Consider the following 17,971-nt stretch of genomic DNA (forward strand, 5'->3'; position numbering starts at 1 on the left):
ATTATGAAAATAAATATTCGTATAAAAAAATATCATCATTTTCTTGCCCTTTCAAGTTTGTTCATGCTGCTCGGCATCCTAAAATCGCAAGCAACGATACAACTCCCTGCCATCTTTTCCAACCACATGGTGTTGCAACGTAACTCAGAACTTACTTTCTGGGGATGGGGTATTCCGGGAGAAACAATTTCCATCGCCCCCGAATGGATGAAAGGGGAAATAATCAAGACCCAAGTCAATAATACGGGGAAATGGTCGGCTCGTGTACCTTCTGACGAAGCGGGCGGACCTTATGAGATTCGTTTCAGCGGCTCGTCAGAAGTAACCTTGACCGATGTCATGCTAGGCGAAGTTTGGCTGTGCAGCGGACAATCCAATATGGAATGGAGCGCCAACCATGGCATAAAAAATGGAGACGAGGAAGTGGAAAATGCCCATTGCCCTAATCTTCGAATTTTTCACATGCCCAAGATTGCAGCTCCGTTTCCTCAAGAAAACTGTTTCTCACAATGGACACATTGTACACCTGAAACAATGCGCAACACGAGTGCCATAGCCTACTTCTTCGGTCGTAACATTCAAGAAGAACTGGACGTACCGGTAGGGATCATCGTAGCCGCATGGGGCGGAACTACTGCCGAGACATGGACTCCGCGCGAATACGTAATGAGCGACCCTATCCTGTCCGACTATCCGTATGAATCCAATCCTTGGTTTCCGGCTGAAACAGGCACGTTGTACAACAGCATGATTTATCCCGTGATGCCCTACGGCATTGCCGGATGCATCTGGTATCAGGGAGAAGCCAACCAAGGCCGTGCCAGCTCCTACGCCCGGGTGATGCAGCGGCTGATAGGCTCGTGGCGTACCGGATTTAACAAGGAATTCCCATTCTATCTGGTCCAGATAGCCCCCTTCCAATACCACTCCAAAGACAACGGACCGGCACTGCTACGCGAGCAGCAGGCCATGTTGCCCGAAATGCTGGACAAGGTCAAGATGATTACCGTGTCAGATTTGGTGGACAATGTGCAGGACATCCATCCACGTGACAAAAGAAGCGTAGGCAAACGTCTCGCCAATCTTGCACTGGACGATACATACCATATATATGCAGGCCCCTATAAAAGCCCGGTCTTTGAAAGCGCCTGCCGCAAAGGCAACCATGTGACAATCTCTTTCAAAGACATAAAGAACGGACTGACCGTACACGGGAAAAGGATAGAGGGGCTGATGATGGCCGCAGCCGGCCAGGAATGGCAAGAGGCCCGGGCCAGGATAGACGGGGGAAAGCTGATTGTCCCGGTAAAAGGAATCGAAAGCCCGGTTTCCATTCGCTACTGCTTCAGTGACGCTGCTCAAGGCAACCTTTTTTCAACGGAAGGCATCCCCTTAGCCCCCTTCCGGGCAGACAGCATTGCCTCTTCTGAAAACATTCCGGTTTCTACAGACAGCGCTTTGGCAGAATCTTTTGAATTCTCGCCCAAGTTCTCTACCGGCAATGCCAATCCCCTTCTCGACTTCCAATACATGGCCGACCCCACAGCAGTGGTGCACGACGGCCGCATTTATGTGTACGGCACTAACGACCACCAGCAATATGATGTAGTGGGCCGTAACGGGGAAAACACCTATCAGCACATCCATTCGCTGACGATGGTCTCTTCTGACGACATGGTGAACTGGACTTATCACGGAGTAATCAATGTAAAGGCTCTGGCTCCCTGGGGAATGGCTTCGTGGGCACCTTCCATCGCTTCGCGCAAGGAGGCCGACGGCAAAACACACTTCTATCTGTACTACTCCAACAGCGGTTCCGGTGTAGGTATGCTGACCGCCACTTCCCCCGTGGGGCCCTGGACAGACCCATTGGGCAAATGCGTGGTAGACGGCAATACTCCAGGAATCGGCAAATGTAAAGCTCCCTTCGATCCGGGAGTAGTCATCGACGACAAGGGCATCGGCTGGCTCTCCTTTGGCGGGGGCGACAGCGACGACTACATTCCCGGAGACGCACGCATCGTGCGGCTGGCAAATGACATGAAGACGCTGGACAGCGAAATAGTTGAAATAAAAGCGCCATACCACTTTGAAGCAAACGAACTGAACTATCTGAACGGCACTTGGATTTACACCTACAACACCAACTGGAAGAACCGGGATGCATGGCCCCACAAGGATATAGACAAGCCGAGCCGGTGCTGCATGAGCTACATGACGAGTCGCACGCCACTTGAGACAGACAGCTGGACCTATCGGGACAACTACTTCAAAAATCCCGGCGACTATGGCATGTCCGACAGCAACAACCATACACATCTGGTAAAATTTCAAGGGAAGTACTATCTCTTCTACCACTCACTGGGCTTGCAGGACAGCCGCGACCTCAAAGTGGGCGTCCGCAGTATCTGCGTGGAAGAAATAGAGGTGGACGAAAAGGACCTCACTATCCACATGGGCACAGCCACAGCCAAGGGCGTTTCACAAATCAAGCCTCTCGACCCGTTTGCGCAGCAACAGGCCGAGACCACAGCCGCCACACGCGGCGTTGCCTTTGAACCGACCGGACAAACAGGCAACATGTCTGCCGTAGGAAACAAGAGCGGACAGGCCATCTGTGTCCGCGGTGCGGAATTCCCGCAATCACCTCAAGCCATACAGATGAAGATAAAAGGGAAAGGCTCCATCGAAATACACATGGACAGTCCAGACGGTCCGCTCCTATCCACCTTGACCTTTGATACCGATACGTGGCAAACATTGACAAAGCCGTTGGACAAACGGATAAAAGGCAAACACGACATTTACTTCGTATTCGGGAACGGAAAGTTCTTATTTGACGAATGGAAATTCACAAAATAATGAATCCGTCGGCAGAATCTGCCCAGTATCTCTTCACCCTTGTGATGATATCGCTGCACAATTCGAGCCAACACACAACAAGCCAGCAAGTTACTTTGCCAGCGTTTTGCCACCATATTGGCAAAGTTTTGCCATGCCTTTGGCAAAACCTTGCCAACTTGTCGGCAAGAAAGACAAAAGCAACATCGCTGTCCGCAAAGAGGCGGAAGCACGTCCTCAATATAATTCCGCTAACGGGAAAGAGACAGATTAGTTCCATTAACGGGCAGAAGTTTTAAAAAATGGGAAGGATTTGGCACAATAGTTCTGCGCAAATTCTCATTTATCGAACAAAAATTGTATTTTTGCCTGCAACTGAAAAATCAGTAATATCTATAGAATAGACAATTCCCGAACAAATATGAGCGAAGATTTTGAAGCACCGAAAGATGATTTGGACAAGGAACTCCCGGCCGGGAGCGAAGAACACTCGGATTACAAACCTGCGGACGCAAAGGATGCCAATATAAAACACCAATTGAGCGGCATGTACCAAAACTGGTTTTTGGACTATGCCTCATATGTTATATTGGAACGTGCCGTACCCCATATCATGGATGGCCTGAAGCCCGTACAGCGACGTATCCTGCACTCCATGCGCCGTATGGAAGACGGACGCTACAACAAGGTGGCGAACATCGTGGGACACACCATGCAGTTCCATCCTCACGGTGATGCTTCTATCGGCGATGCTCTGGTACAACTGGGACAAAAGGACTTGCTCGTGGATTGCCAGGGAAACTGGGGTAACATTCTGACGGGTGACAGCGCCGCTGCCCCCCGTTATATCGAAGCACGTCTCTCCAAGTTCGCACTGGACGTGGTATTCAACCCCAAGACCACCGAATGGAAACTCTCTTATGACGGGCGAAACAAAGAACCGGTTACACTACCGGTAAAATTCCCACTGCTGCTTGCACAAGGTGTGGAAGGTATTGCCGTAGGCCTGTCATCCAAAATATTACCACATAACTTCAATGAGCTGTGCGATGCTTCCATCAGCTATCTGCACAACGAAGAATTCAAGCTGTACCCCGACTTCCAGACGGGAGGCAGTATCGATGTATCCAAATACAACGACGGTGAACGTGGCGGTGCGATACGCGTGCGCTCCAAAATAGAAAAGATAGACAACAAGACACTTGCCATTAAGGAAATTCCTTACGGGAAAACGGTGGCCAGTGTATGCGACTCCATCGTAAAGGCCAGCGAAAAAGGAAAAATCAAGATACGTAAGGTAGAGGACCTGACATCCGGCAGTGTGGAAATATTAGTGCATCTAGCCCCGGGTGTATCATCCGACAAGACCATCGATGCCCTCTATGCCTTCACCGACTGTGAAGTGAGCATCTCTCCCAACTGCTGTGTCATCGACGACCAAAAGCCCCACTTCCTCACCGTGAGTGATGTATTGCGCAAATCAGTCGACAACACATTGGCACTGCTACGCCAGGAACTGGAAATCCGTAAGGGAGAGATACTGGAAAGCCTGCATTTCGCTTCACTCGAAAAGATATTCATTGAAGAACGTATTTACAAGGATAAGGAGTTTGAACAAGCCAAAAACATGGATGCCGCCTGCGAACATATCGATGAGCGCCTGACTCCCTACTACCCGACTTTCATCCGCGAAGTGACCAAGGAAGACATCCTCCGGCTGATGGAGATAAAGATGGCACGTATCCTCAAGTTCAACTCCGACAAGGCAGAGGAACTGATAGCACGCATGAAGAAGGACATAGAGGAGATAGACCGCCATCTGGCAAACATCGTGGAATATACCGTCGACTGGTTCCGTATGCTGAAAGACAAGTACGGCAAAGGCTTCCCCCGCCACACGGAACTGCGTAACTTCGACACCATCGAGGCAACCAAAGTCATCGAAGCCAACGAAAAGCTGTACATCAACCGCGAAGAGGGGTTCATCGGAACTGGATTGAAGAAAGACGAATTCATAGGCAACTGCTCGCCCATAGATGACGTGATTATCTTCTTCCGCGATGGAAAATATATCATTACCCCAGTGGCCGACAAGAAGTTCGTAGGCAAGAATATACTTTATGCCAACATTTTCAAGAAGAACGACAAACGTACCATCTACAATGTCTGCTACCGTGACGGTAAGGAGGGGACAAGCTATATCAAGCGTTTTGCCGTCACTTCCGTGGTGCGTGACCGCGAATACGATGTGACGCAGGGCACCCCCGACTCCCGTATCACCTACTTCACTGCCAACCCCAACGGCGAAGCCGAAATCATCAAGGTAACCCTGAAACCCAATCCCCGCGTACGCCGCATCATCTTCGAGGAGGATTTCAGCAATATCAATATCAAGGGACGGCAGGCCATGGGAAATATACTCACGAAACTCCCCGTACACAAGATAGCCTTGAAACAGCGCGGAGGCTCCACCCTGGGCGGACGGAAAGTCTGGTTCGACCGTGACGTGCTGCGCCTCAACTACGACGGTCGCGGAGAATATCTCGGAGAATTCCAGAGCGAAGACACCATCCTTGTCGTACAGAACAGCGGAGAGTTCTATGCCACCAACTTCGACCTGAACAATCACTATGACGACGGCATACGCGTATTGGAGAAATACGATCCGAACAAAGTATGGACCGCCGTACTCTACGATGCCGACCAGCAGAACTATCCTTACATCAAGCGTTTCTGCTTCGAAGCAACCGCCCGCAAGCAAAACTATTTAGGAGAAAACAAGAACAGCAGCCTCATTCTGCTGACAGACGAGTGCTACCCACGTTTAGAAGTGGTGTTTGGCGGTCACGACAATTTCCGAGAGCCGATGGTGGTGGAAGCCGACGAATTCATCGCCGTGAAAGGCTTCAAAGCAAAAGGTAAGCGCCTAACCACCTATACTATAGAAACCATCAACGAACTGGAGCCTACCCGTCAACCGGAACCCTCGCAGGAAACCGAAGAGCAGGAAACGGATGAAGAACCGGAAATTCTGGACCCCGACCACGGTAAAAGTGAAGGGGACATACTGGACGAGCTGACAGGACAGATGAAGCTGTTTTGATGAAGAATGAGAATGAAGGATTAGGAATTGGCTGACGATTACTAATTTGTAATTGAGAATTTAATATGTACGTATACAAGATAATAATCCTATGCGGACTGCTCTTGGGAAGTGCCGGACTGAAAGCACAAGAAGCACAATGCAGCATCGACCGGGAGCTACGGGCTGACTCCACCAACCGCAACCGTATCATCACTCGTACCACCATGTATGGTATCGGCTTCACCAACGTGTTCGACACTTATCTTTCACCTCAGGAGTACAAGGGAATCGACTTCCGTATCTCCCGCGAAAGCATGCGGATGACACGGTTAATGGGCGGCAACGTATCTCTGCAAACTTTCTTCCAGGCAGACTTGGGATACACACACAATAAAGTAGACAATAACAATACATTCTCCGGACTGGCCAACTGGAACTACGGCCTGCATTATAATTTTCCAATCACGGGCAATTTCAAACTGCTTGCCGGAGGAGTCGGCGACTTCAACGGTGGCTTTGTCTATAATCTGCGCAACGGAAACAACCCCGCCCAAGCACGTGCCTATATCAACCTTGCCGCATCGGGAATGGCTATTTGGAACTTACGCATCAAGAACCGTCCCATCACACTACGCTATCAGGTGAATCTTCCTTTGGCAGGTATCATGTTCATGCCCAACTATGGACAGTCCTACTACGAGATATTTACGTTGGGACATTGGGACGGAGTAGTGAACTTCACCTCCCTGCACAACCAGCCCTCTCTGAGACAAATGCTGACCGCCGACTTTCCGGTGGGACGTGCCCGGATGCGTTTTGCTTACATATGGGACGCACAACAGTCCAAAGTAAACGAAATAAAGACACATACTTACTCGCACGTATTCATGGTGGGGTTCGTAAAGGAACTCTATCTGTTTCCTAACAAGAGAAAGTAAAAAGTGACAAGGTGATAAATGATAAGACGATAAGGATAATGTGCATGAAAAGAATATATATCTTAATAATTTGGAGTGCCCTACTCATGTTACTGCCCCTATTGAACGGATGTATTCGTGAGGAAGAGGTTAACAATACCCCACAAGGCAACTTCGAAGCCTTGTGGAAAATAATAGACGAACAGTACTGTTTCCTGGACTACAAGCAAATAGATTGGAATGCCATTCATGACAAGTACCAACCGCTCATCACCCCGGGAATGAGCTACGACGGTCTATTTGAAATATTAGGTAACATGCTTGCCGAGTTGAAAGACGGACATGTCAACTTGTACTCTTCTTCCAACATGGCACGCTACTGGGACTGGTATCTGGATTATCCCCGTAACTTCAACGAAAGTATCATTGAAAAGTACCTGGGAAGAGACTACCGCATTGCCGGAGGCGCCAAATATACCATTTTGGAGGACAACATAGGATATATCTATTACGGTGATTTCTCCAGCGGCATCGGAAACGGCAACCTGGATGAGATTCTGTTATACCTTTCCGCTTGCAATGGCCTGATAATCGACGTGCGCAACAACGGTGGCGGCAACTTGACAAACGCCACCCGAATGGTACAACGTTTCACGAATAAAAAAGTACTGACGGGATATATTCAGCACAAAACTGGCAAAGGCCATAGCGATTTTTCAGATCCGACTCCCATTTATGTAGAACCTTCCAACAGTATCCGCTGGCAAAAAAAGGTAATTGTCCTGACAAACCGTCATTCCTATAGTGCAACCAATGATTTTGTCAATTCCATGCGCTGTTTTCCCAATGTCACCTTGGTTGGTGATAAAACCGGCGGAGGGTCGGGCCTGCCATTCTCTTCGGAACTGCCCAACGGATGGGGAGTACGCTTTTCTGCCAGCCCGCACCTCGATGCCCAAAAACAGCATATCGAGTTCGGCATCGACCCAGACAAAAAGGTGGATATGAGCAAAGAAGATGAGAACAATGACCTGGATACCATCATTGAGGAAGCAAGAAAAATGCTGAAAGTGACTTCCTAAAACGACTTTATCTAAAAAACAATTTGCCAAAACGAAAATTCTTTCTATCTTTGCCACCGCTAATCGGAATTATTCCGCGGATGTGGCGTAATTGGCAGCCGCGCCAGACTTAGGATCTGGTGCCGTGAGGCGTGTAGGTTCGAGTCCTATCATCCGCACAATCCCTATAATAATTTTCAAAAGACAAACAACTAAGAGGGGAGGATATTCATTAAGAAGCATCCTCCCTAACCGCTTCAAGTACCTTTTTTATCTCATCAAAACACAATATTTAGAATACTTATTGTATCTTTGCTTCCAAGAAACACTTCGATTAACCTAAAAAATGAAACAAAATACGATAAGACCGATGCTTTTCAAGCGTTGGGTAGTGTGCCTTTTATTGTTTATTCTCTTCATCCAGGCCAGGGCTTCTTCCTTCATGCCCGCCGTCACCAACTATCTTGCCAAAGACTATGAAGCCGGTTATCAGAACTGGGCATGTGCGCAAGGTAGCAACGGCGAAATGTTTTTCGGCAACAGCCAAGGACTCCTGGTATATGACGGTTATCGCTGGACACTACACAAAGTACCGGGAAACCATATTGTACGTTCAGTATACGTCAAGGAAGATCGCATCTATGTGGGGGCATTCGAGGAATTCGGCTATTTCAAGTATTCGGAGGCAGGCACTCTCCGGTACCATTCTTTGAGCAAATTCCTGAAGAATTTCCCCATGGAGAACAACGAGATATGGAACATTGTAGAGCTGGACGGCCGCATCTACTTCCAGTCGTTCAGCGCATGGTTCTCCTACGACGGGAAAATGGTACGCGCTTTCCGCAACAGACAACAACAGCCGCTCTACTTCTACAACCAAAACGGACATATCTACACACAAATGATTGATGAAGGCTTCTATGAATTCGACGGCAAGGAGTTCCATCACCTCTTTCCCCGCAGCAAAGTGAACGATGACAATGTAGTGGCATTACTGCCCGACGGAAACAACAGCTTCCTGATGGTCACGGAGAACAACGGACTGTTCCGCTACACGGGTGACATCACCCCCTGGAAAACAGACATTGATGCAGAGCTGAAGAAACAGCGGGTGAACCGCGCCGTCATGACCAATGACTCCATATTCATGATAGGTACAGTCCTAAACGGCATATACGCCATCGACCGCAAAGGACATTGCCTCTGGCACTTCAATCTGGATAACCGTTTGGACAACAACACAGTCCTGGGACTGTTCTGTGACAAAGACAACAACGTATGGGCAGCATTGGACGACGGCATCGCATACATCCACCACAACTCCCCCGTCATGCTACTGACCCCTGCCAACCATGAAACCAAGCTGGGTATGGTGTACGACATAGCCCACCGGGGTGACTGTTTCTATCTGGCCACCAACCAGGGCTTGTACGAATACCACCAGATTACCGGAAATATGCGTTTGCTTCCCCATAGCGAAGGACAGAACTGGTATGTAAAGGACATTGACGGGCAACTCTTTGCAGGTAACAATGCCCATACCTTATTAATAGGCGAAAAAGGGAACGTTTCCGTCATAAGCAATACCAACAGCAGTACGTGTCTGATTAAGTGCACCCTCTATGGCGAAGAGATACTGTTGGAATCATCCTACGCCAATTTGCGTATCTATAAAAAGAAGAACGGTCAATGGACCTTTTCGCATGTCGTAGACGGCTTCATTGCACCGGTCATGCACTTGGAGGTTGACCAAAGCGGTGTCATCTGGGCTTCACACATGTATCAGGGAGTCTATAAAATAGTCTTGAGCGATGACTTGTCGGCTGTAAAAAGCGTACGGCACATCTCCCATTTAGGCTCGGAATATATCATCGGCCCTATCCAAGTAATGAAAATGCGGGGACGTATCGTCTTTTCCAGTCCCAATGGCTTCTATACCTATGACGACATCACCCGGCAGATTATCCCCTTCCAAAAGCTGAATACCATTCTGCCTTACATCAGGAATGCCCATTCTGTGGTATCCGTCACGAACGACCGCTTCTGGCTGTCCGGTTCACATGAGTACGCACTGGTAGAGTACGCGGAAGGAGAGTACATCGTGAAACAACGCATTCTCATCGAACTGTTTGATTCTCCATGTATAGAGAACTACAACAATGTGTTCGTTGACAATGACGTTGTCTATTTTAATCTAAATAACGGAATCGCCAGTTACAGCAAAAACACAGACAGCCTCAGTCCAACGTTGGAGTCCGCCCTATCACTGAGCTCTGTCATTTGCTCTTCTTCAGATAAAAAGGAGAAACGCCTGCCTCTGCAGGGAAATGTCGAACTGGAAAGCAATTACCGGGATTTGCTGTTCTCGGTAAGCCTGCCGCATTACAATAAATTGTCCGTACATTTCCATTATGTCCTGCAAGGAGGACAAGGCATGGCTCTGACATCAGACCTAAAAGAGCCCGAAATCCGCTACGGTAGCCTGGATTACGGAGAATACACATTCCAAGCAGAAGCCTATAATGATTTGGGACAGAAAATCGGTGAAGTGGAATATCATTTCGCCATAGCCCGTCCTTTCTACCTCACCTATTATGCTTTTGCACTCTATCTTATAGTTCTCATTGCACTTCTCTACTTCTTCTCCAAGTGGCGCGCCAACCGTGCCATGGAAAAGAAACGGAAAGAATACGAAGCTGAGCAGATGCAGCAGAACATCAAGATGCGTGAGCAGGAACATCTGATAACTCTACAGCAGCAACAATTGCTGGAAGCCGAGCTGTCAGCAAAGAGTAAAGACCTTGCCAGCATGGCGCTGGGTGTATTTGCCAAGAACGAAGTCTTGGAGAAACTTCGTGCTGCCGTGCAAGAATTCCTGGTAAAAGGGCAATATGGACGCAAGAACCTCGAATCTCTGCTGAAGCTCATCAACGAAAACATCGAGACACAAGAGTTCTGGGACGTATTCCAGAACAATTTCGACCTAATTCATGAGAAATTCTTCCGCAACCTGCGCGAACGTTATCCCAGCCTTACCGCCACCGATCTGCGTTTTTGCGCACTGTTGCACCTAAACCTTTCTACGAAAGACATTGCGCAAATGACCAACCTTACCATCCGGGGAGTGGAGGCAGCACGCTACCGTCTGCGCAAGAAGCTGGATATCCCCGACGGAACGGGATTAGTAGATTTTCTCATTGACTTGAAATAATACGGCTACAAACCATTCTATCATAATAAACTGATTATTAGAAATAAGCTACACTAAAACGTAGTAAAACAGTACCCCTTTTTACTCTAAGCGTATTATCGTGGTAGTGATTTTTTTTGCCTTACTTGCCGTTATTACTTTCTTTGCCGGCAGAATTATTAACTCTTAAATTTAGTTATGAGAAGGCAAACATTATTTCTTCTATTCATGATTTTGTTCTCGTTGCCACTGACAGTTTTGGCACAAGGAACAAAGACAGTTAAAGGAACTGTTGTTGACCAGAACAATGAACCGATCATCGGAGCCACGGTTGTAGTAAAAGGCTCTACTATTGGAGCAGCTACCGACCTCGACGGTAACTATGTACTTAACGGTGTCCCTGAAGAGGCAACACTTGTGTTTAACTATCTAGGCATGTTGCCGCAGGAAATAAGTGCTGCGGGACAATCCGTTGTCAATGTAAGGCTGCGGGAAGATACGCAACTGCTGGATGAAGTCGTTGTCATCGGTTACGGTTCAGCCAAAGCGAAAGACTTGACAGCTCCGATTGATGTCGTTAAAGAAAAAGAATTAGTTAATGTTCCGACCTCCTCTCCAATGGCAGCATTGCAGGGAAAGGTACCAGGCGTTAACATCATCAATTCGGGAACACCGGGCGACGGCCCCAAAGTTACTATCCGCGGTATGGGTTCTTTTGGCGATACCTCTCCTCTCTATGTAGTAGATGGAATGTTCTACGATGACATCAACTTCCTGAACAACTCTGACATTCAGGACATGACCATTCTGAAAGATGCATCTGCATCAGCCATCTACGGTGTTCGTGCCGCCAACGGCGTTGTAATCATTACTACCAAACGTGGTGCACGCAATCAGGATGCCAAAGTAACCTACAATGGCTACGTAGGTATCCAGAAAGCAACCAACCTGCTGGAAATGTGTAACTCCCACGAATATGCCACCATGTTGATGGAAGCGGACGCTGCTTCTTACGGGCACATCTTCGAAAAGTCTATCGAGACCTTCGGAGGTGACCTCAATGCCCTGAAGTTCAATGCAGACACCAATTGGTATGACGAGCTATTACGTACAGCCATGATGACCAACCACAGCCTCAATGTATCCGGCGGTACGGAAAAGGCCACTTATTCTGCCGGTATGAGCTACTTGTCACAAGACGGTATCATGGATGTTGACAACTACTACCGCCGTCTCAACTTCCGCGCTGCATTGGATTTCGATGCACGCAGCTGGTTGAAGCTCGGATTCAACGGTGTATTCAGCAGCTCACAGCAGCAACTGCCCAAGAATGCAGCTTGGCAACAGGCATTCAACACTCCGTCCATCATCCCCGTGTTCGACAATACCCGCGATGACACCATCTTCCCCGACAAGTATGCGTCACCCGAACAGGTGGGTCTGGGTTCCAACTTCAAGAACCCCGTTGCCACAGCCAACTATTACGACAACCGTAATGATGTCTATCAGGTGTTGAGCAACTTCTACGCACAGCTCAACCTCCTCCCCAACAAGCTGAATGTACGTACGAGCTACAGCTACGACTATCGTGCTATCCGTGGTACAGACTTCACACCGACCTATTACATCGGCACTCACCAGCAACAGGCCACTACCAGCCTGACCAAAAAGAATACCGACTATAACAAATGGGTATGGGACAACGTGGCCACTTATACCGACAAGTGGGGGCAGCACTCCTTCACCGGCATGCTGGGTGTATCCATGCGTCAGGAACAGATGAAGTCACTGGAAGGTACAGCTACCAATGTTCCCGAAGGTGAGGATGTCTGGAAATATATCTCCTTGGGTAACAAGGAAGGCGCTACCGTAAAAGATGACGGCTGGAAATACCGCGGTCTCTCCTACTTCACACGTTTGAACTATAACTACGCTGACAAGTACATGTTAATGTTCACTTTCCGTGCCGACGGCTCTTCCAAATACAACGACAAATGGGGTTACTTCCCCTCTGTCGGTGCCGCATGGGTCATCTCTCAAGAACCGTTCATGAAGAATCAAAATATATTCGACTACATGAAACTCCGCGCAAGCTGGGGTAAGCTGGGTAACGACAAGATTGCCGCAAGTGCAGGCTTCGCAAGTATCCAGAACACACAAGCCGTATTGGGAACTGCTCTTGACGGTTTCATCAACTCCACCAACTTCAGCTGGCTGGGTTGGGAAGTCGTAAACGAAACCAACGTAGGTGTCAACTTCTCTACCTTAAACAGCCGTTTGAGTGCCGACATCGACTGGTATTACCGTCTGACTGACAATGCGGTTATCTCTCCGAAACTACCCATGCAAAATGAAACCCTCGCAGGCAACAACGGACAGATTCTGAATAGCGGTATCGACTTCTCACTGAACTGGAACGACAAAATCGGTAAGGATTTCACCTACAACGTAGGCGTCAACCTCTCTTATCTGCACAATGAGGTAAAGAGCCTGAAAGACAACATGACCATCATCAAGGGTGGCAAGACCGTAAACATGGTAGGCGAGAAAATGAACTCTTATTATGGTTTCAAAGTTATCGGTATCTACCAGACTCCGGAAGAATGTGCCGCCGACCCGATTGCTGTAGCCAATGGCCTCGAACCAGGTGATTTCAAATACCAGGATGTAAATGGAGACCACGTCATCGACGGAAGCGACAAGCAGGTACTAGGTTCTTATATCCCCGATTTCACTTACGGATTCAACCTCGGATTCGCTTATAAGAATTTCGACTTTAACCTGACTACTTACGGACAAGCCGGTGGAGAATTGTGGAACAGAAAACGTGCTTTGCGCTATGCACAATCCGACTACAACTTCGACAAAGCCCAGTACGAAAACCGCTGGACCGGACCGGGTTCCACCAATGAACATCCGTCTGCCAAAGCATTGCTCAAGACTTGGAATACCTCGGACAGCAACAATGCCTCTTATTTTGTAGAAAGCTCCAACTACTTCCGTATCCAAAACATCACGTTGGGCTACTCATTCAAGAATGTTAAGGTTGGCAGCTACGTAATGCCGGGCATCCGCCTCTCTCTGACAGCTGACCGTCCGTTCACAACATTCAAGGCAAACAGCTTCACACCTGAATTGTCGGATGCCGAAGGTTGGGATACAGAAGTATACCCTTTGACTTCGACTTATACTTTCGGAGTGCAGATTGATTTCTAAACTATCCAAAACACTAAAAACATATAACAATGAAATTCATAAAGAAAACATTAGCATATATCCTCCCGGCAATGATGCTGCTGGGTAGTACGACTGCTTGTTCCGATTTCATCAACATCGATCCGGAAAACAAGGTACCGGAACAAAGCGTGGACTTCACCAATACGGGCAACATGTATCAACCCGTTGTCGGCGTGTATTCCAAAGTGCGCACATCAGCCATGCACTGGGCCAATGCACTGATCATGTTCACTCGTGACGGTGACGTATGGTCAGGGCGTACAGATGACCAGGGAGCAGCCGTAGATTTCGGCCGCCACTTCAATTATACGAACTCTTTCTGGGCGCTCAATAATGTTTGGGTCACTTTCTACGAAATTATCCGTACAGCCAACTCAGCCCTGGAGTCCCTTAACGGTTATGCCCAATACCTGACCCCCGGAAGCAACGACTACACTTCGTATGAGACCTATTGCGGAGAAGTACGCACCATTCGTGCATGGGCTTACTATCAGTTGGTTACCAACTTCGGACCTATTGTAATCTACAGAGACAACTACCAGACTGATTTCCGTCGTTCCAATGTAAATTCAGTATATGACTATATGCTGGAGGAGGATTTGAATTACGCAATGGAGAAACTACCCCGTATGCGTCCCAACCAGATGGAGCATAAAGGCGCAGTGACAGCCTTTACCGCCGAAATGCTGGCTGCCAAGATTTACCTCTTGAAGGGAGACTATGCACAAGTTGAAACCTTGACGGACGACATCATCAATAACGGCAACTTCTCTCTATATCCCGACTTCTATAATCTGTTCAAGATTCCAGGAAAGTTGTGTGACGAGTCCTTATTCGAGTGCCAAGTGACCGACTATGGCAACGGCTCAGGAGACTATCTGGGCGTTGACAATTGGTTCCCGTTCCAAGGAACTACCATAACAAGCCCCAACAGTGCCGAACCGAGCTTAGGCGGATGGAACTTCATCGGCTATGAACCAGAGTTCGTGGCATGGGCCGATGCACGCGGCGAAACCGTACGTGCCGAAACCTCCTTCCTGAGAGCCGGACAGAAAACCCGTGAAGGCTGGACAGTCGGTGCAACATCCGGCACCATGACTGACTGCTGGAATGGAAAGGCGTATCTTCCCTACAATCAGATGACCTTACCGCGTACTGACTACGGTGCCAACAACAACGTGCGCATCTTCCGTTATGCAGAAGTGTTACTGATGAACTCCGAAGCCAAGATTCGCCAAGGAAAAGACGGTGACAACGGCTATAATCTGGTTCGTGCACGCGCTGAAATGCCTACCAAAAGCGGTGTCACATTGGATGACGTATTGGATGAACGCCGTATGGAACTTTGCAATGAATGGTGCAACCGTTATGTCGACCTGGTTCGTACCGGAAAGGCAGCTGCAGAACTCGGACCTAAAGGTTGGACTGAAGCCAAGACGTACTGGCCTCTTCCATCCAATCAGCTTGATGATCTTCCCGACCTGAAGCTCGACCCGATTGACTAATTCAAAGCAATCTTTATTCCAAATCCATACCATGATAAGAAAAATCTTAATCAGCTGTGGAATAGCCTTTGCCGCTCTGACGGCAAAGGCAACCACGGATGATTCCATTAAAGTTGTGAAAGGGCAGGTTAGCGACTACTACATTACTGTGACCCAAGACCGTATTGTAAAAGGACACGTATTGGACAGTAACCGACAACCGCTTGAAGGTGCTACAGTCATGTTCTTTGCAAGTCCCATGCACAATACCACTGCCCACGACGGCAGCTTTGCCATCAAAGGAGCGAAGAATGACGTACATCTGTATGTCTACTATCCCGGAAAAAAGATAGTGAACAGAATCCTGGCACTGGATGAAACCGACATTGAGGTGATAATGGAAAATGAGGTACACCAGGCTACCACAATCCGCCGTCCGGCTCAAGCGACCCGATGGTATGATCCGCATGCGCCTCTGTCGCGAACCTTCTGCAATCCGATGAACATCAGTTACAATTTCGAGCCTTTCAACAACAATGTGCGCCCCAATGGTTCGTTCCGTTCCTCCGCCGATCCAATGGCGGTAGAATACAAGGGAGAATACTTTCTGTTCTCCACCAACCAGGGCGGTTTTCACTATTCCAAGAATCTGGTGGATTGGGATTTCGTTCCTGCCAGCTTCCAGCGCAAGCCTACAGATGACGACCAGTGCGCGCCGGCAGCCTATGTAAGCGGTGATACACTGTTCTATACCGGCTCCACTTACGAAGGTCTAGCCGTGTGGTACAGCACACATCCCAAAACGGGACGTTTCAAACGTGCCATCGAAAAGAATGTGCTTCCCACATGGGACCCCTGCATGTTTCTGGACGATGACGGCAGACTATATATGTATTATGGCTCCAGCAATGAATACCCGCTAAAGGCAGTGGAACTGGACCGGAATGATTTCTACCCCATCAGTAAGATTCACGACGTCATGATGCTCCGTCCTGAAGAACACGGCTGGGAACGCTTCGGCATGAACAATGACGACGAAGTCACGCTTCGTCCATTTACAGAGGGTGCTTACATGACTAAGCACAATGGCAAATATTATTTCCAATATGGCGCTCCGGGTACGGAATTCAAGGTATATGCCGACGGCGTATATGTTTCGGATTCCCCACTGGGCCCGTTTGTCTATCAAAAGCATAACCCGATGTGCTACAAGCCGGGAGGATATGTGCAAGGTGCCGGTCACGGAGGCACGTTCCGCGACGTGAAAGGCAATTACTGGCATGTCGCCACCTGCATGCTCTCCCTGAAATATAAGTTCGAACGCCGCATCGGTCTTTATCCTGTGGCTTTCGACAAGGATGGTACCATGTATTCATCCACTGCCTTCGGTGACTACCCCAACTGGGCGGAACCGATGGACATAAAGAATCCGGAAGACCGCTTTACGGGATGGATGCTTTTGTCCTACGGCAAGCCAGTAGAGGTTTCTTCCACAGACAGCATCCACGTAGCTTCCAACCTGACAGACGAAAGTATGCGTACCTACTGGGCAGCACGCTCCGGTAATCCCGGCGAATGGGCTAGGATAGACCTGGGCAGTACAAAGAATATACGTGCCGTGCAATTGAACTTCTACGACCATAAAGCGGTCCAATACAACCGTGCCATGGATATCTATCACCAATACCGTATTTTTGCTTCCGAGGATGGAAAAGAATGGACATTAGTCATAGACAAGAGTGACAGTGACAAGGATTGTCCGCATGACTACATCGAACTCAACGAGCCGTTGCATGCCCGTTATCTGAAATACGAGAATGTACACATGCCTACGGGAAATGTCGCCTTGTCCGGTTTCCGCGTCTTCGGAAACGGTGACGGTGATGTCCCACAAACCATAAAAGGACTGACCGTGAAACGTGACAAGAAAGACCGCCGGAATGCCCTTATCTCCTGGCAACCCGAAGCAAGCGCCTATGGCTACAACATCTACTACGGCACTGCCGAAGGCAAGATGTACAATGCCATCACGGTACTGGGACAGACGGAATATGACTTCCGCGGACTGGATGCAGACACGGACTATTACTTCACTGTCGAAGCGCTGAACGAAAACGGACGCTCGCCATTGTGCAAGACGACAAAAAATTAAACAC

At 48.5% G+C, this 17,971-nt stretch carries 8 protein-coding genes and 1 tRNA gene; all 9 read left to right on the forward strand.

Annotated elements, in window-relative coordinates:
• Positions 1-3 precede the first annotated feature (3 nt).
• A complete protein-coding gene (locus H1A11_RS14055) occupies positions 4-2,862 on the forward strand; it encodes a family 43 glycosylhydrolase (protein ID WP_181757355.1) in 2,859 nt (952 codons plus the stop codon).
• 400 nt (positions 2,863-3,262) lie between these two features.
• Positions 3,263-5,944, forward strand: coding sequence for a DNA gyrase/topoisomerase IV subunit A (locus H1A11_RS14060; RefSeq protein ID WP_117600234.1), 2,682 nt, complete (start codon positions 3,263-3,265; stop codon positions 5,942-5,944).
• A gap of 65 nt (positions 5,945-6,009) precedes the next feature.
• The gene (locus tag H1A11_RS14065) at positions 6,010-6,864 is read left to right on the forward strand and encodes a DUF3316 domain-containing protein (protein WP_181757356.1); all 855 of its coding nucleotides are present in this window, start codon (positions 6,010-6,012) and stop codon (positions 6,862-6,864) included.
• A 44-nt stretch (positions 6,865-6,908) separates the two neighbouring features.
• Positions 6,909-7,925, forward strand: a complete 1,017-nt coding sequence (locus H1A11_RS14070; protein ID WP_117600232.1) for a S41 family peptidase — start codon at positions 6,909-6,911, stop codon at positions 7,923-7,925.
• Between the two features lie 76 nt (positions 7,926-8,001).
• Positions 8,002-8,083: transfer RNA gene (locus tag H1A11_RS14075), tRNA-Leu, on the forward strand.
• A gap of 167 nt (positions 8,084-8,250) precedes the next feature.
• Positions 8,251-11,115: a hypothetical protein gene (locus tag H1A11_RS14080; RefSeq protein ID WP_181757357.1), complete on the forward strand. Its 2,865-nt coding sequence runs from the start codon at positions 8,251-8,253 to the stop codon at positions 11,113-11,115.
• Between the two features lie 177 nt (positions 11,116-11,292).
• A complete protein-coding gene (locus H1A11_RS14085; RefSeq protein ID WP_117600230.1) occupies positions 11,293-14,310 on the forward strand; it encodes a TonB-dependent receptor in 3,018 nt (1,005 codons plus the stop codon).
• Between the two features lie 29 nt (positions 14,311-14,339).
• Positions 14,340-15,836, forward strand: a complete 1,497-nt coding sequence (locus H1A11_RS14090; protein WP_117600229.1) for a RagB/SusD family nutrient uptake outer membrane protein — start codon at positions 14,340-14,342, stop codon at positions 15,834-15,836.
• Positions 15,837-15,867: 31 nt separating this feature from the next.
• A complete protein-coding gene (locus tag H1A11_RS14095; protein ID WP_117600228.1) occupies positions 15,868-17,967 on the forward strand; it encodes a family 43 glycosylhydrolase in 2,100 nt (699 codons plus the stop codon).
• Positions 17,968-17,971: the final 4 nt, after the last annotated feature.

Source organism: Bacteroides sp. CACC 737, assembly GCF_013874375.1.
Taxonomy (GTDB): Bacteria; Bacteroidota; Bacteroidia; order Bacteroidales; family Bacteroidaceae; genus Bacteroides; species Bacteroides uniformis.